This window comes from Paenibacillus anaericanus, from assembly GCF_003994475.1.
Classification (GTDB): domain Bacteria; phylum Bacillota; class Bacilli; order Paenibacillales; family Paenibacillaceae; genus Fontibacillus; species Fontibacillus anaericanus.
In genome coordinates this window covers 1-15,851 of sequence record NZ_RZNY01000026.1, presented here as the reverse complement: position 1 = coordinate 15,851, position 15,851 = coordinate 1, and the positions used below count along the sequence as shown (strand labels likewise).

Sequence of the window (15,851 nt, the reverse complement as noted above, 5' to 3'; positions counted from 1 at the left end):
AGTAGATCCCGTTTGGCTTACCTGCTGCTGCGGAGATTCGGCCGCGACACTAAATGGAGAGCAGATGGTCAGCAACAGCAACAAAACGAGCGCAACAGCAAGCCATTTTGTACGATTAATAGTAAATAACGTTATCTTGTTCATGATTGTTACTCAACCTACCTTTTTGTTATATTTTGGTTATTTTTTACATGTCTTTTATTATCCTATCATTTTTTAAATCTTCAAATCTTAATGAAATCTTAATGGATACCATAATCCACAGTACCTCCTCCGCTGCGGTCACGCTTCGTTGATAGAACATACATAAAATTTTAAATGCCCAATAGATGTCTATATTTAAACTCTACCTTGTTAAGAATGTATTATTTATCCATAATCAAAGGGAGGATAGAGAATTAACAAATTAGAATATAATCCTCAACTACGTATAAAGGAGTGATGGTGTTTGGATAAGGACAAACAAATCAAAGAGCGTGTGAGAGGTTTATATTATAGGGGATAAACCTCTCATTAGCTTATGGGAGGCAAACGGATATGACATATTCAAATCATTTGATTCACGGAAATGAACTTACTAGTGAAAGCTTCAGTAAGACAGCAGGGTTGTTTGTAAACTTGAAACACCATTTATCAATAAAGGGAGTCATTTCAGGTCTTATACCGGGACGAGTTTTCTTGTCCAATGACGGTCGGACAGCGTTATTAATGAACCCTCAAGGTTTTTTCCTAGGGGGTAGTCCAAAGAATACTCTGTTCTTCATAGAGGTCAACGAACTTCTCTCTAAAGAACTATTACCAAGTCTCGCAACTAGGGGAGAGTTAGACTACGTGATGTTCTACCCGTCAAATGATGACTCTTGGATAGAGGCTCTTGAACTAGTGACGAGAACATTGTTACCGCTCCGAAGTGAACGAATGACTCTTACTTTCGATATGAATAATACCCCAAACACTCTCAATGATTATATTGTTCCAGTAGATGCTAGCTTATTAAAACGTCAAGATTTAATTGGGCTGGATGATGTAATTAGTGAAATTGATGGGGGGTGGCCCTCATTAGAAGCATTTGAGGACAGGGGTTTCGGATGTGTTGCTATACAAAGCACTGATGAGGGACTAACCATTATTAGCTGGTGTCTTACGGATTGGGTAGTTGGAAGTGAATGTGAGGTAGGCATTCAGACCGAAGAAAGGTATCGAGGTAATGGGTGGGCACGAAAAACCTTATTAGGAGCACTTTTATTGGCAAAACAGAAGGGCATAACTAGGGTCGGGTGGCAGTGTTGGTCCAACAACATTGGTTCGCAAAGAACTGCCATGTCTGTGGGGTTCAAACCACTTGCTGATTTTCCGGTTCTTTTTGGATGGAACCATCCCTTAAATAACTTTCTTGTGAACGGAAATTACTATATGCGCGGCGATATTAAGTATGGTAGCAAAGACTATGCGCGTGCTGCTTGGAGCTATGCAGTGGCTCTTGATAAAGGTTGGGACTGGAATGGAGATGCTACTCTATATTGGAACTCGGCATGTTTGTTTTATTTGATTGGTGAGAACGATCGTGCCAAACAGTATTATCAAAAGGCTATCGAAAAGGGATGGAAAAACATTCACGTACCCCATTATCATGAGTATGTCTACAGAGAAGTGGATAGCGAAGAGATAGCAGGCAAGCTGGCTGAAGCATAACAATGAACAGTGGTATTGATACTTAGTAGAATTGGTTATTTATTAAGAGCCCGCGCTCGACGCGGGCTCTTTGCTGTATCGAACTGCTAGTCTGATTCTTATTTATTAATCCAAAATGACATAAAAGTGCCAGAAAATGATCTTTTAAAATATTCAATATTTACCCGATCATCCTCAAAAAAGCTACGCGCATCAAAATTTTTCAAACCCGAATACCGGCTTCAAAAACTTTCGAATATAATAAGCCAATACAGTCACTGTGGTCCATGAGTTGCGCTTATCCTGAATGTATTGATCGTTAATAATATAAGTCCGAGTGGAGGTTGGGCTCTTCAGACCAAACTTTTCCCACTTCACCGGATCATTTGAACCTCCGAGCCTTACAAGCATTTTCGCCGACTCACTATTTACTTTAGCCGGAATTTGCTCGTATGCTTGGGTGATTTGCACATGAAATTCGTCGATCGGATTGCGGCTAGCAAGGCTCTCCAAGTGAATGCCTTCGCGAATGTAAGAAACGTATGCCAGATGGTCAGCCCAGAACTGGTCGATATAAAAAAGGCGTACCCGCTGCTCCGAAGGACTCATCGGCCTCTCACCTTTCAAAATTCCGAGCCGCTCCTCATATAGAATACGCCTCTGATCCTCGACCATATCCGAATAATAGTTCAGTTCTTGGCGGATATCGAAGTTTTGGCCCATAATAACACGCTGAATATGCATGATTTTGCTGCGGATCACCGAATCTTCGAGAGCCTCATCCTGCCTAAGATTGCGAATCCCTTTATTGATGCCGAACCGAAGCAACAACTCGTCCTCCAAGCTTACGAAAAATACAGAAGCTCCCGGGTCGCCTTGGCGTCCAGAACGCCCGCGCAGTTGGTCGTCGATCCGCACGCTTTCGTTCACATGCGTAGCAATCACGTACAACCCGCCCAGCTTGGCGACAACTTCTGCTTGCGTAGGGTTGCCGCCGCCGAGCCGAATGTCGACGCCGCGTCCCGCCATATTCGTAGACACCGTCACGGCACTGATTTCTCCTGCTTTGGCGATGATCTCGGCTTCTTTTGCGTCGTTTGTCGCATTTAGAACATGGCAAGGTACGCCTATAACCGCTAGCGCCTCCGCTAGCATGTTAGACTCTCCGACGCTTGACGTACCAATGAGAATCGGACGTCCCGTCCTATGGACGGACGAGATTTCTTGTACAAGCGCCTTAAGTTTGGCTTCTTTATGGGTATAAATCCGGTGCGGATGGTCGATCCGTATGTTGGGCCGGTTCGGCGGAATTTGCACGACCTGCAGCCTATAAATATCTTCGAAATCCATTGCGGAAGCGTGTGCGGTAGCCGTCATTCCGCAAATCTTCGGATATAGGCTAAGGAAGTGTTGAAGGGTAATCGTACCGAGAATTTTCCCGCCGGCTAAGGTCTGCAACCCTTCTTTGGCCGCAAGCGCGGCTTGTAGCCCCTCCGGTAAATGTCTGTTCTCCGCCACACGGCCGGTGTATTCATCGATCAGCTCGATATTACCGTCCCGGACGATGTAATCGACGTCTTTTTTCAATAACAATTCCGCATGCAGCGCGCAATTTAACGACATTAACAAATGACTATTATGGCTTTCGTACAAATTGCCGCATCCCAGCAGTGATTCCGCTTTCGCAGAGCCCACTTCATTCAAATAAACGTTTCGCATGAATTCGTCGAAGTCGTAATACTCTTCTTGCACGAGCTGCCGAGCCACTTCTGCGAAACGAATGCCGTCGTTACCATCGTTACCGTCGTTGCCGAATGAGCCCGGTTCGCTGGCGATGACTAGCGGCACCCGTGCTTCGTCGAGAAGCAGTGAATCCGCTTCGTCGACGATGACGTAGTGGAAAGGACGATGCACGGTATCGGCTTCGGTTAGTGCGATCATGTCGCGCAAATAATCGAATCCCGCCTCTTTAGCCGTAACATAGGTTATATCCTTGGCATACGCTTCCCGTTTCTCGAACAGGCTCATGCCCGCTTGAACCGAGTTGACCGTTAACCCGAGGAAACGATAGATCGGGCCCATCCACTCCGCATCTCGATTTGCCAAATAATCATTGAAAGTCAGCACATGAACGCCTTCGCCGGTCAGTGAATTTAGATAAGCAGGCATAACAGCAGAGAGTGTTTTTCCTTCGCCAGTATGCTGCTCGATCAAAAATCTCTCGTGCAGAGCGATAGCAGCCATAATCTGGACATCGTAAGGCTGTAATCCGAGCTTTCTCTTCGCTGCTTCGCAGACTAACGCATAAGCATCGACAAGCAGCTCATCCAAAGGCGTACCCGATTTTGCTGCTTTTTGCAGCCGGAGGGATTCCGCTTGAAGCTGGTGATCGTCCCATGCTTCCAAATTCCGTTTCCTGATGAGATCCGCTTTGTCCTGATAGACTTTTAGCTTATTCTGGGTATCGTGGTTTTTGAATTTGTGCATCAATTTGACGGCTATATTCATAGTAATTAGATCTCCCCTCTGTAGAAATACGCTTAGTTTTGAACCATATTTGCTCGCATTTGTCCCATCAAGTTGAAATCCACTTCATATAAGCAAAACCATGTACCACACCTACCGCCATCACCGTGAGAGATTCTTTCCAGTTGTTGGTTGGGAATGATTGTAACTTACGTGTTACCAAATGTAAACACTATATTGGACTTGTTCTAGTTTGCAGGTTGTTTATAGAGAAGCCCAAAGAGGGCTGCAACAGTCGGCCTCCCAGCAACTTGTCACAGCCCCCAAGTCCGCGTCTGACGCGACCTCTCGGTTCTTCTTATTCTTCCCCCGTCGACATTGGATTCTCTCTATACGAAATCCAGTCACTCCAGCTGTCATTTACTAGAGGAAAGTGTTTTCATTAATCAACCTCTGCAGTCCAGGAAGAGAGCCAACTACACGGCATCACCGACCCATCAGTCATCAGGTACACCAATGAGCACCATTAATCAGCTACCACAACCATAAAGCTTCCGAAGTAGAGGCCAGACCATAGCCCTCACAATCTGTGACTAGGGATTTCGTCGGTGGAAATTACACTGGAAAAGTACTTGAATACGTATGGGGTGGACTATTAAGCGGCCTATGAACTAAATGTTCTTCTTCTGCGAAAAATTCATAAATAGTTTCGTATTATGATGAAATAAGAAGTCTGCAATTATTGTTTGCAGACATGCATCGGATAAATCAGTTTTATCTAAACTATACCTTGAAATAATTGGATATTAATCTTAAGATATGTGTATTTACATCGAATACAATAATCTGTGCTATTGCAGTTTTAACGCTTTATGAAATAAACAGGAGGATTGAACTATGATTGTTTTAAAAAAAGAGGAGTATGGCAAGGTAAGACATCTTGTGAAAAGTCAAAACGAGCTATCTGTATTTTCAGTTTTGGACGGGGAAATGCCTGGTGAGGTAAAGGTGAATTCAGCAGAAAACCCGGATGTAGTACTCATTAAGACCAGTGAGACAACATTGATTGCCGGAAGCGCCACCCATGAGGATTTTAACAGGGAAATCTCCGGAATGCTGGATTTCTGGGATAGCGTAACTCCTGATTGGGATGAGTGGAGAGTGAAAATACCAGCCATTCATCCCAATCAGTTTATTAAGGAGTATACAAGATATAAATACACCCTGACTAGCAGGGATTTCATAAAGGCGGACCTCTCACTTCCGGAAGGCTATGTCTTAGAGTTCGTTAACCTTAAGGAGATGAGGCAAAAAAACTACATTAATGCTGACCGTGTCTACGACTGGGTAAAGGCTTGGGAAAGCGAGGAGCGGTTTGAAGAATCAGGATGCGGTTGTTATATCCGCAAGGATCATAAAATTGTCAGCTGGTCAATAAGTGACTGCTGCGCAAGTGACAGGATTGCTGTGGGGATTCATACAGACCCCGAGTATAGAAAAATGGGGTTTGCCAAGAAGGTTGCATCCGCGGTTGTCCAACAATGTTTTGACAAAGGGTATAACAAGGTTGAGTGGTTGTGCGTCTCAACCAATGCCGGATCCAAAGCTATTGCCGAGGGAATCGGATTCAAGCAGGAAAACAAATATGCTTCCTTTTCATCCTATCCTCCTATTGAAAACCTGACCGATTTAGACGAAGACGGCTGGTATGAATGGGGAACCCATTTAGAGAAGGCGTCAAAGGAAGAACGAGAGCGACGAGAGCTGATCTGGGATTCCCTGTATTGTTTTGTCAAAGCCAATGCGGTTGAAAAGACTATGGCCGTAATCAATGAAATGACCGAAAAAGGAATTGATTGTAACCCGCAGCGGCTGACAGGAGATATCTTTCTTTTCCAAAGAGAAGGGTTATGTTCCGCGTTCAAGACCTCTTTATGGCAAGAATTTATTGGGAAACGGGTTTAAAGCCTGCCAACGCTGCTGGACCTCGCCGGAATGCAGAGTTGATTTAAAGTTGATCTTCTTGGTTGAAGTTGTTGATTAAGCCACTTTAAAGCGAAAAAGAATGAGAAGGGGGCCGAGAGGCTCCCTTCTGCTATGTATGGGCGTAGAGTGTAACTCACTTACGCCCTTTTTTATCTTTGGAATTTTTGAGCTTAGGTAGCTTTATAAAGAACAAACAAGTGAACGATACACGAGTAGATCCAGCATGCCCCCATAATCTGGGATGCCCCATCTCAGGGGGCCACTGAACTTTTACACCCACTAGAGAGAGACTAGAACGCGCGTTTGCACTTCTTGGTGATAGTTGCGCGAGAGCATGGTTGTCAGAACCCCATTGTAACCATTTTCATGCGCTCTTTGTTGACTCCATGTTGATTTTGAACCACCAGAGAACATCAAAAAGCGAACAACGAGACAAGTGGAATACACGCCAATCGCCCGTCCCACGCGGTCTTGTATTCCTTACTCTTCCCCCGTAGCCACCGGATTCTCCTCATAACTAATCCAATCACTCCAACTCCCTGCATACAACTTCACTTGGGAGTAGCCAAGTTTATGCAGGGCAAGCACATTTGGACAGGCACTTACACCTGAGCCACAGTAGATGATCGCTTCTTGTCCTTTGTCCATAGCCTCTGTAAGTCGAGAAAATTGGCTACTTAATAGTTGATCACTCTTCCAGGCTCCACTATCATCTGAGACCTGCTTCCAGAAGCTATTGATGGCTCCAGGAATGTGGCCTGCCTTGGCGTCAATAGGTTCTTGCTCACCGGCATAGCGCGATGCATCCCGAGAATCGACCAATAGTACGCCGGGGTTACTGAGAGATTGCTTAACTTTATTCATGTCAGCAAGCATATCATGGCGAAGATTGGGAACGAAGGAGGCTGGAATGATGGTTGGTTGTGCATCGGTGATGGGATAGCCGCCATCCTTCCAGGCAGAAAATCCTTCGTCCATGACGTATACGGAGTCATGACCGAGCCAACGAAGCAGCCACCACAATCGAGAAGCATACATACCTCCTTGATCGTCGTAGGCTACGATCCGAGAATTGTTGCTGATTCCAGCTTGGCTGAGGCGTTTGGCAAGTACATCTGGATCAGGCAGTGGATGCCGGCCGCCATGCGTGCTAACTGGTGATGAAAGATCGACCTCCAGATCGAGGTAGATTGCTCCAGGAATATGAGATTGAGCAAAGGCTTCCTGTCCTGCAGTAGGACGACCTAGCTCAAAACGACAATCTACAATGACAAGATCAGGCTCATACATACGTGCTAACAACCACTTTTTTGAAACAATAAGGTCCATGGTTTGCCTCCTAAAAGATTTGTGAGCAATACACCCACGAATATACTTCGAACAAAACTTACCTCGTAAGCATGGTCTTGCTCTAATTGAAGAGTTATTTTCTAATCTCAAAGAACTGACAATCACGTCTGGAATGGTAGGTTAGATCACTGACGCTTGATTGTGTGATGATAGTTTCATCGGTAAAGCGAATCAGAGCGCTTCCCGATTCAATTAAATGATTATCGCGAAATACGCGGACAAGAAGACGCCGATCCATGGCTTCTTGAAAATCCGCTTCGGTAATAAGCCGTCTAAGGATGGGCATAGGATTCAGTCTCCTTTATAATGTAGGTTAATACGATTATAAATGATTATGATGTATGGATGATACCTATCGGAGGATAGCTTGAGGAGGAATAAGCGTCAATGTCACGAATTGACATGGGAAAATGATAAGATGGACCCACCTGTCTACCTATTTGCATCTCGAGAATACGACAAAACATAAAAAACTCGATTTAAAAAAACTATAGAGGGAAAACCTCCATGTAATTTGTTGTTTAATTCATAAGAGTTTGTCTAACTGGAATTTCTCCAGTTAAATCTAGGGAATTTTACTAGCATGGTGATTTTTCGTTAGATTAACTGGAGTTATTCCAACTAGTTGGAGCTAAAAGGACCATATGGCTAAATTAGCGGGAGTTTTTCCAGTTAGGTTCCAGCTGAGTATAAAATTGAAGCCTCGGACGAGCTAGATTTATGTTTCTATGTTGGACTAGTATGTTGTTAGTTGAAGTTGAAGTTGAAGTTAAAGTTAAAGTTTATGTTTTTGTTTATGTTGGAGTTAAAGCTTGAACCTGAATTTAAACTTGAGGCTTAATTTGTGGGCAAAATTGGTCATAATTAAAGTAAAAGAAAGGCGGAGAAATTTATGACGTATACATTCATTATCCAACCTAGCACATATAACGCCTTCGAGAACGAGGCAGAAATAATCGAAAAATGCAAAGAATGGGGTCTTTTATCAGATAAGGCTGCAAAAATGAAAGCATTTTTCTACAAGGGAAATGGTATGAATTTGGCCTGTACTATAGTTGGTTTTGTCGACAATGTAACTGCGGTTATTGAATTCGATAATAAACAGCAGCACTGCATTCACCCTTCATATTTGAAGGAGATGCAGGCAGCTAATTACGGTTCGAAGCCTTCGGTATCGGCAGATGAAGAAGAGCCTCAGATTGAACCAACTAAGGTAGATACACCTGAAGCAGCTGAACTTAAGGCTGAACAACCCAAAGCCAAAGAACTTATAGTCGATATATCTGAGGCCTCAGAACCTCCGAAGAGTAAAGTGAAAAAGGAAAAGAAACAAAAACTTCAGCTTCCTGAAGAAAAGGTTAAACTGAGCGCTATCGTTAAGGAATTTACAACAGTGCCTAATCATTTCTCCGATAATGATGATGAAGTGGTCATCTATGAAGCGGTAACTATTATTGAGCCTGAGACAGAAATCGGTGAAGCTTGGTCCAGTCACAGTGCTACGCTCAAAAAGAATGAATTAGCCATCGGCGACAAAATTACCTTTGAGGCTAAAATCGTCGCCAAGAAGCTTACGAAATATCCCGTACCGTACAAAATCAACAATCCAGCGAAGATTCAAAAGGTGGATTCTTAAGTTAGTTTCAATTCAGCCCACCATTAAATGTTCTTAAGGTCGGGAACGTCCCAGCGGATAATCAGACCTGCGTGGGTCAAGCCGCTACCGAAACCATATATCATGATTCGATCACCATATTTCAATTGTTGATGGTCGATCCCAGCCTGTAAAGCGAGGGGAATGGAGGCGGAAGAAGTGTTGCCCATTTCTGTTACGCTTTGCAGTGTTTTGGAGAGAGGGAATTCGGCCTTCTCACAAATGGACTCGATCATGCGGAGGTTAGCGCTATGTGGCACGAACCAATCGATTTGATCGGCTTCCAAGTTGGCCTGATCAAGCAGAACATTGATACCCGCAGTAACGGTTCGCACAGCCCATTTGAATACCTCGCGTCCATTTTGCACAATTCGCCCATCACCTGCGAGCGGAGTTTGATCTAACTGTGAGGATAATCCGGAACGGTATACATGGATGCCGCCACTACCTTGCGTCCCCATAGTAAAAGATTCAAAGCCTGCATGATCAGGATCAGGATTAGGATCATATTCAACGAGAGCTGCACCTGCCCCGTCACCGAATAGAATGCAGGTGCTTCGATCACGATAGTCGGTTATTTTTGACATGGTTTCTCCAGCTACGACCAATATCTTCTTATGCAGACCGGAGGTAATCAGACCATTCGCCACATGCAGGGCATATGAGAACCCAGCACAAGTGGCGTTCAGGTCGATCGCCCCGGTCTCTTGTATCCCCAAATGATCTTGGACAAGGCAAGATACGGATGGAAACGCAAAGTCAGGAGTAGTAGTCGTAGCGATAATCATATCAACATCGTCGAGTGAAACAGAGTAGGTATCTCTTAGTTTCTCCGCGGCACGAATGCAGAGATGGGAAGTGAATTCATCGCTTGCTGCGATATGTCGTGTCCGGATGCCTGTTCGTTGGATGATCCATTCATCGTTCGTATCAACTAATCGCTCCAAATCTTCATTGGTCATAATAGCTTCTGGAACATACGTGCCAATGGCAGTAATACGGGCTTTGGATAATGTCGACAATTGAAATCACTCCTTTATCGTTATATTATGAATTAGTATCAAGTGTTAGTACCTGGTATTAAGAATGATTATAGCAGTTAGTTGCAGATTCTTCAAACTGTTTAGTTGAGGCTCTGCAAAAGAATGGTTGGATATACAAGCAAAGATGATAATATTGTAATTGATCTATATAACTACATACATTTTCGCGATGATGAAATTGTCTCTGCGCATCTTATGGAGTGACTGAGCAAAGAATAAGTCAGGGGTGTTCAAGCATGCGGTTTAAAGATGTATTTTCAATAATTGGGCCAAGCATGGTGGGGCCTTCAAGTTCTCATACCGCTGGAGCTGTCAGGTTAGGAAGAACGGCCAGGCATGTACTTGGAGCACAGCCGGAACAAGCCGAAATTATTTTTTATGGTTCTTTTGCTACAACGTATCAAGGTCATGGTACCGATCTAGCTATTATTGCAGGTTTACTTAATTACGATACAGATGATATGCGAATTAAGGATGCTTTAGTTCAGAGTGAGCTGGCTGGCTTAAAAGTAGAACTTCGTACGGCGCAGAAGGCTGGGGTACATCCGAATACGGCTACGTTAATTCTTCAGCGGGGTGAGCAGAAGGTTACTGTAACAGGTTGCTCCATAGGAGGAGGCAACATTGAAATCGTTAGTATTGATGATTTCGATGTTAAATTTACGGCGGTATATCCAACGTTGTTAATCTTTCATGCTGACCGGCGAGGTATTTTAGCTGAAATGACAGATATCTTCAAACATGCCGACGCCAATATTGGCTACATGGAGGTTGACCGAAAGTCTAGAAGTGGTGATGCATTAACTGTTATTGAAAGTGATGAGGTATTAAGTACTGATTTTATCGATCAGATATCTAAATTACCTGACGTTTACAAGATACGCGTTATAAATCTTACTGCTAAAGGGGAAAATCATGAGGTTCTCTAGTTTGGAGCAAATGATACAACTATGCGTAGAGGAATCAGTTACGATAGGGCAATTAATGATTACGGAGCAAGCAGCAGAGACAGGAACGACCGCAGCACAAGTGATTGAACAAATGACCGCATATTATGAAGTAATGAAGGAAGCAGTGACCAAAGGGATAGAAGACGATTCAAAACCTCGCAGTGGTCTGACAGGTGGAGATGCCAAGCGAGTTCATACATACATCCAGAACGGTGTAGTTTCCTTAGGAACAGAGACATGTACTGCGATGGCTTATGCTTTAGCCGTCTCTGAGGTTAATGCATCTATGGGACGTATCATTGCTACTCCTACGGCAGGTTCCTGTGGCATCATTCCAGGTGTGTTCGTAAGCTCACAAGAGAGATTTGGCTGGAGTGACGAGCACATGGTGCAGGGTCTATTCAGTGCTGGTGCTATCGGTTATGTTATCGCTAATAATTCGTTCGTATCTGGTGCAGAAGGTGGATGTCAAGCCGAGGTTGGTTCTGCTATCGGTATGGCGGCAGGAGCTTTAGTCGAGCTTCGTGGTGGTACACCTGAGCAAGCTGTGCACGCTGTGGGACTGGCACTGAAAAACTCACTTGGCCTCATATGTGATCCGGTTGGCGGACTAGTAGAAATCCCTTGTATCGTCAGAAATGGCTTCGGTGCGGTTACTGCGATGGCGGCTGCAGATATGGCGCTAGCTGGTGTGAGAAGCGTCATTCCATCAGATGAAGTGATCGGTGTAATGCTTGAGGTTGGAAGTGCGATGCCCGAAAAGCATAGAGAGACGGCTATGGGCGGGCTCGCTCAGACTCCTACTGGCAAGAAGATTATGAAGGAGCTCTATGGAAGAAGTATGGGGAAGGGCTGACTAGGACTTAACGATCCTATTTATAAAGTTATCAAAGAGGTTCTAGTGAGAAGGTTCTCCTTCCCTGGAACCTTTTTAGAGTTTCGTTAGATGAATAAATAATACAAACCACAAAGCAATGAATTTCATAGAATATATTAGTTTTCATAGAAATGATAGGAGGGAGACTTGGATGCCAGTAATTAAAATGCATTTAACCGCAACGAGTACTATCACTGGAAATGTGAATACTTCAACGAGTACTACTACGGTTCCTACGGTAAATCGTTATACGGCAGCGTAGTTCTTGGTAACATCATCGGAGGTACAACTGTTATACCTGCAACAAGCTTCACTAATGACAGTGGTGGTACTGTCGCTGCTGGGGGACTTGTTGTTGCATCTAGTAATGGTTACTATAACCTTTTTCAGAATAATGTACTTCAAAGAGGAGCAACGAGTACTTTAAGCGCAGCGAACCTAACGATAAATTCAGCACTAATAGTTGGAGTTACGATAGTTGTAGAGGTTGTCAATTTTTCTTCCACTTCAACGTCTACTTCGACCAACAACTTTGCTATTACAACTTCAATAAAAAGTTAACTCCTGATCCTCATGTTATAATGTGGGGTAGAAAGGAGTGTTACATTAACTCATGAAAACGTTAGTATTAGCGGAAAAGCCATCTGTTGCGCGGGAAATCGCGCGGGTGATGGGAAGCCGAGATAAACATAAGGGATATTTTGAAGGACCAAAGTATGTAGTTACATGGGCATTGGGTCATTTGGTTGGACTTGCTGAACCCGAGGATTATGATGGGAAATTTGGTACTTGGGCAATAGAGGATTTACCAATTCTACCTGGAAAAATGAAGCTGAAGGTGCTGAAGGAGTCCAGTCATCAGTATAAGATTGTTCAGCAATTGATGCGGCGGCAGGATGTGGGTGAACTTATCGTTGCTACAGATGCAGCTCGGGAAGGTGAGTTGCTGGCGAGATGGATTATGGATATGGCCAAATGGAATAAGCCATTCCAACGACTATGGATTTCCTCACAGACGGATAAAGCGATTAAAGAAGGATTCTCCTCACTGAAACCGGGGGCCCAGTTTGAGCGTTTATATCAATCGGCTCGTTGCCGTGCGGAAGCGGACTGGATGATTGGTCTGAATGTTACACGTGCGCTGACCTGCAAATTTGGTGCACCGTTGTCTGCTGGCCGTGTGCAAACTCCGAGTCTGGGGATGATCATGCAGCGTGAGAATGAGATTATTTCTTTCGTTTCAGAAGGATATAGTTCGCTCCGTGCTGATCTGGGATCTTTCCAAGTGACATGGCGGGGAAATAACGGTGACTCGCGCATATTTAACCCGGAGGAAGTAACGCGGTTGCAGAGTAAGTTGGATGGACGTTCAGGTAAAATCATTAAGCTTAAAAAGAGTGAGAAGACAGTTCCTCATCCTTTGGCCTATGATTTAACGGAATTACAGCGGGATGCCAACCGTATGCTGGGATTCTCGGCGAAACAGACATCTAATGTACTGCAACGACTGTATGAGCAGCATAAATTGGTTACTTATCCGCGAACTGATTCACGTTATCTCACTTCCGATATGGGCGATACACTAAAGGAACGGCTAAATAGTGTAGCCGTTGGTCCCTACGCTCCGTTAGCGAGACCCTTGCTACGTAAGCCGCTGACGCTTAGTAAACGAATTGTGGATGATAGTAAGGTGACCGATCACCATGCGATTATCCCTACAGAGCAGACGGTATTATTAAATGCGCTTAGTTCAGAAGAACGAAAGTTATATGATCTGATCGTTCGGCGATTTATCAGTTTGTTCTATCCTCCTGCTCGTTTCGACAATGTCGCTGTTATTGTAGATATTGCCGGGGAAAACCTTCATGCTAAAGGAACGACAATGAAGGATAGCGGTTGGCGTATTGTCTACGACGGGCAAGCCATGGATGAGGATGAAGACGGTGACGATACGGAGGAACGGGGTACGACGCTTCCTGAGCTGCGTGAAGGCGAGGCTGTTACTGTTAAGAAGTGCCTAGTACAGGCGGGACGGACGTTGCCGCCGAAGCGATATACGGAAGCCGCTCTGCTGACTCAGATGGAAAAGCACGGACTGGGAACCCCGGCTACGCGTGCGGATATCATTGAGAAGCTAGTCAATTCAGATACGATAGAGCGTCAAGGTAATTCTCTACATCCGACAGGAAAAGGGAAGCAACTGATTCAGCTTGCCCCCGCAGATTTACGGACACCAGAACTAACGGCACGTTGGGAGGCTGAACTGGAGCGCATCGCTCGTGGACAAGGCAAGCCAGAGCCATTCCTTCTAGGCATTCGAGATATGGCACAGAGTCTGATTAACGGTGTTAAAAATAGTGAAGCAACCTATAAGCCACACAATGTATCAAACAGCCATTGCCCAGATTGTGGTACAAGGTTGCTAGAGAAGAAGACAGCACGTGGTCTCGTGTTGACTTGTCCTAGCGAGGACTGTGGCTACCGCCGTTCGGGCGAGAAGCGACTATCTAATCGTCGTTGTCCTCAGTGTCATAAGAAGATGGAGATGAAAGAAGGCAAGGCAGGTCCTTATGTACAATGTCTTGGATGTGGTATTACGGAGACAATGAATCAGGATTCGAAGCATGTAAACAAGCGAGAGCAACAGAAGCTAGTAAACCAGTTTGCGAAGAAACAGGAATCAATTGGATCTAACCTAGGAGATTTACTTAAAGCCGCTATGGAGAAGAAGGGCAAGTAAATTTACCGTATAAAATAAAGAATACGACGGGATGATAAAGCTGGGAGGTGATGAACGTGCCGCATCATAAAGCGCGGAAGACCGAAAACCAGCAGAATAAATCCAGCATCCTTGAGGAGACGATCGAGGTTAAGCCGAAGAAACAGGCCGATCTTCCCCCGAGTTTGAATCAAATTTCGAAGAACGAATCATAGTGAGACACTGCTTAAGCTCCCCTGAAGGGGAGTTTTTTTTAATTATAGAAATAGGCGTGGTATACTATATATAAGTAAGAGTTGGAACTTATACCGATAGAGTAAGAAAAAAGGGGGGCCGATATGGTTACGGGATTATTGATTTGGTTTATATTTATTAACGGGGTAGCCTATCTAGTTATGTCGGATGACAAACGCCGTGCCCAGCGAAGACGCGAACGCGTCCCTGAACGTACCTTATTCCTACTTGCTACCATTGGTGGAGCACTTGGTGTGCTAATGGCTATGAATCTCAAACGTCATAAGACCAAGCATGTCAGCTTTCGGGTGGGTGTTCCATTACTTTTACTTCTAAATGCTGTGCTTTACGGGTATTTTTTATTCTAATTCCATGGAGGTGCTTTTCTATGTTATTTACTAACATTCTAGCAGCGTACGATGGTTCTAAAGCCGGGACGAAAGCGTTAGACAAAGCGATTGAACTGGTGAAGCTGACGCCTGGTGCGAAGCTTACGGTTGTGCATGTTTACGATTTTCCGCGTTTTTATATTGCAGATGGCTTTGCACCAGTGCCAACTTCCATAAATCAAGACTTCTATGAATTAGCTGAAAGAACAGCGGAGGATGCAAGAATCCGCTTGGAAGAAGTAGGAGTGAGTGCGGATGTAGAGTTGGCACAGGGTGCTCCTGCAGAAGTGATTCTCGACTACGCAAAGAAACACGATAACGATCTCATTATCATCGGAAGTCGTGGTCTTGGTGGCATCCGTGAATTTGTGCTCGGTAGTGTCAGCCATAATGTTGTTCAGCATGCTCGAATTCCAGTATTGGTTATTAAATAAACTATGAATAGAAGGAATGCCTTTAGGGGCATTCCTTTTCAGCTTGTCGAGAAACCCAGTCATTTTCATGACATCGGG

Annotated in this window: 14 protein-coding genes; 10 read left to right on the top strand and 4 right to left on the bottom strand. The window is 44.4% G+C overall.

Going from position 1 to position 15,851, the window contains the following annotated elements; all coding sequences use genetic code 11:
* Positions 1-537 precede the first annotated feature (537 nt).
* The gene (locus EJP82_RS22250; RefSeq protein WP_127194272.1) at positions 538-1,692 is read left to right on the top strand and encodes a GNAT family N-acetyltransferase; all 1,155 of its coding nucleotides are present in this window, start codon (positions 538-540) and stop codon (positions 1,690-1,692) included.
* 192 nt (positions 1,693-1,884) lie between these two features.
* Here EJP82_RS22250 and EJP82_RS22245 read toward each other — a convergent pair whose 3' ends face one another.
* Positions 1,885-4,179, bottom strand: a complete 2,295-nt coding sequence (locus tag EJP82_RS22245) for a preprotein translocase subunit SecA (protein ID WP_127194271.1) — start codon at positions 4,177-4,179, stop codon at positions 1,885-1,887.
* A gap of 855 nt (positions 4,180-5,034) precedes the next feature.
* Here EJP82_RS22245 and EJP82_RS22240 point away from each other — a divergent pair.
* Entirely contained in the window at positions 5,035-6,102 is a 1,068-nt protein-coding gene (locus EJP82_RS22240; protein ID WP_127194270.1) for a GNAT family N-acetyltransferase, read from the top strand.
* A gap of 501 nt (positions 6,103-6,603) precedes the next feature.
* Here the strand turns inward: EJP82_RS22240 and EJP82_RS22235 are convergent.
* Together EJP82_RS22235 and EJP82_RS22230 are read right to left on the bottom strand one after the other, a co-directional pair.
* Positions 6,604-7,452: a sulfurtransferase gene (locus EJP82_RS22235; RefSeq protein WP_127194269.1), complete on the bottom strand. Its 849-nt coding sequence runs from the start codon at positions 7,450-7,452 to the stop codon at positions 6,604-6,606.
* Positions 7,453-7,546: 94 nt separating this feature from the next.
* On the bottom strand, positions 7,547-7,759 hold the full coding sequence (locus tag EJP82_RS22230; protein WP_127194268.1) for a hypothetical protein: 213 nt from the start codon (positions 7,757-7,759) through the stop codon (positions 7,547-7,549).
* Positions 7,760-8,365: 606 nt separating this feature from the next.
* Here EJP82_RS22230 and EJP82_RS22225 point away from each other — a divergent pair.
* A complete protein-coding gene (locus tag EJP82_RS22225; RefSeq protein WP_127194267.1) occupies positions 8,366-9,109 on the top strand; it encodes a hypothetical protein in 744 nt (247 codons plus the stop codon).
* Positions 9,110-9,132: 23 nt separating this feature from the next.
* Here the strand turns inward: EJP82_RS22225 and EJP82_RS22220 are convergent, their stop codons facing one another.
* Positions 9,133-10,149, bottom strand: coding sequence for a ketoacyl-ACP synthase III (locus EJP82_RS22220; protein WP_127194266.1), 1,017 nt, complete (start codon positions 10,147-10,149; stop codon positions 9,133-9,135).
* A 257-nt stretch (positions 10,150-10,406) separates the two neighbouring features.
* On the opposite strand from EJP82_RS22220, the gene sdaAB reads away from it, so the two are divergent.
* From sdaAB to EJP82_RS22190, 7 genes are all read left to right on the top strand, one after another.
* Positions 10,407-11,099, top strand: a complete 693-nt coding sequence (sdaAB, locus tag EJP82_RS22215) for an L-serine ammonia-lyase, iron-sulfur-dependent subunit beta (protein ID WP_127194265.1) — start codon at positions 10,407-10,409, stop codon at positions 11,097-11,099.
* The gene (sdaAA, locus tag EJP82_RS22210) at positions 11,086-11,976 is read left to right on the top strand and encodes an L-serine ammonia-lyase, iron-sulfur-dependent, subunit alpha (RefSeq protein WP_127194264.1); all 891 of its coding nucleotides are present in this window, start codon (positions 11,086-11,088) and stop codon (positions 11,974-11,976) included. The genes sdaAB and sdaAA overlap by 14 nt, the downstream gene beginning before the upstream one ends.
* 294 nt (positions 11,977-12,270) lie before the next feature.
* Entirely contained in the window at positions 12,271-12,558 is a 288-nt protein-coding gene (locus EJP82_RS22205; protein ID WP_342773692.1) for a DUF4183 domain-containing protein, read from the top strand.
* A gap of 52 nt (positions 12,559-12,610) precedes the next feature.
* Positions 12,611-14,737 carry a DNA topoisomerase III gene (locus EJP82_RS22200; protein WP_127194263.1) on the top strand — a complete coding sequence of 709 codons (2,127 nt, stop codon included), beginning with the start codon at positions 12,611-12,613 and terminating at the stop codon, positions 14,735-14,737.
* 56 nt (positions 14,738-14,793) lie between these two features.
* Complete coding sequence (locus tag EJP82_RS28035) at positions 14,794-14,931, top strand: hypothetical protein (RefSeq protein WP_170220272.1); 138 nt, start codon at positions 14,794-14,796, stop codon at positions 14,929-14,931.
* A 123-nt stretch (positions 14,932-15,054) separates the two neighbouring features.
* Positions 15,055-15,318, top strand: a complete 264-nt coding sequence (locus EJP82_RS22195; RefSeq protein ID WP_127194262.1) for a DUF1294 domain-containing protein — start codon at positions 15,055-15,057, stop codon at positions 15,316-15,318.
* Positions 15,319-15,338: 20 nt separating this feature from the next.
* Positions 15,339-15,773, top strand: a complete 435-nt coding sequence (locus EJP82_RS22190) for a universal stress protein (protein ID WP_127194261.1) — start codon at positions 15,339-15,341, stop codon at positions 15,771-15,773.
* Positions 15,774-15,851: the final 78 nt, after the last annotated feature.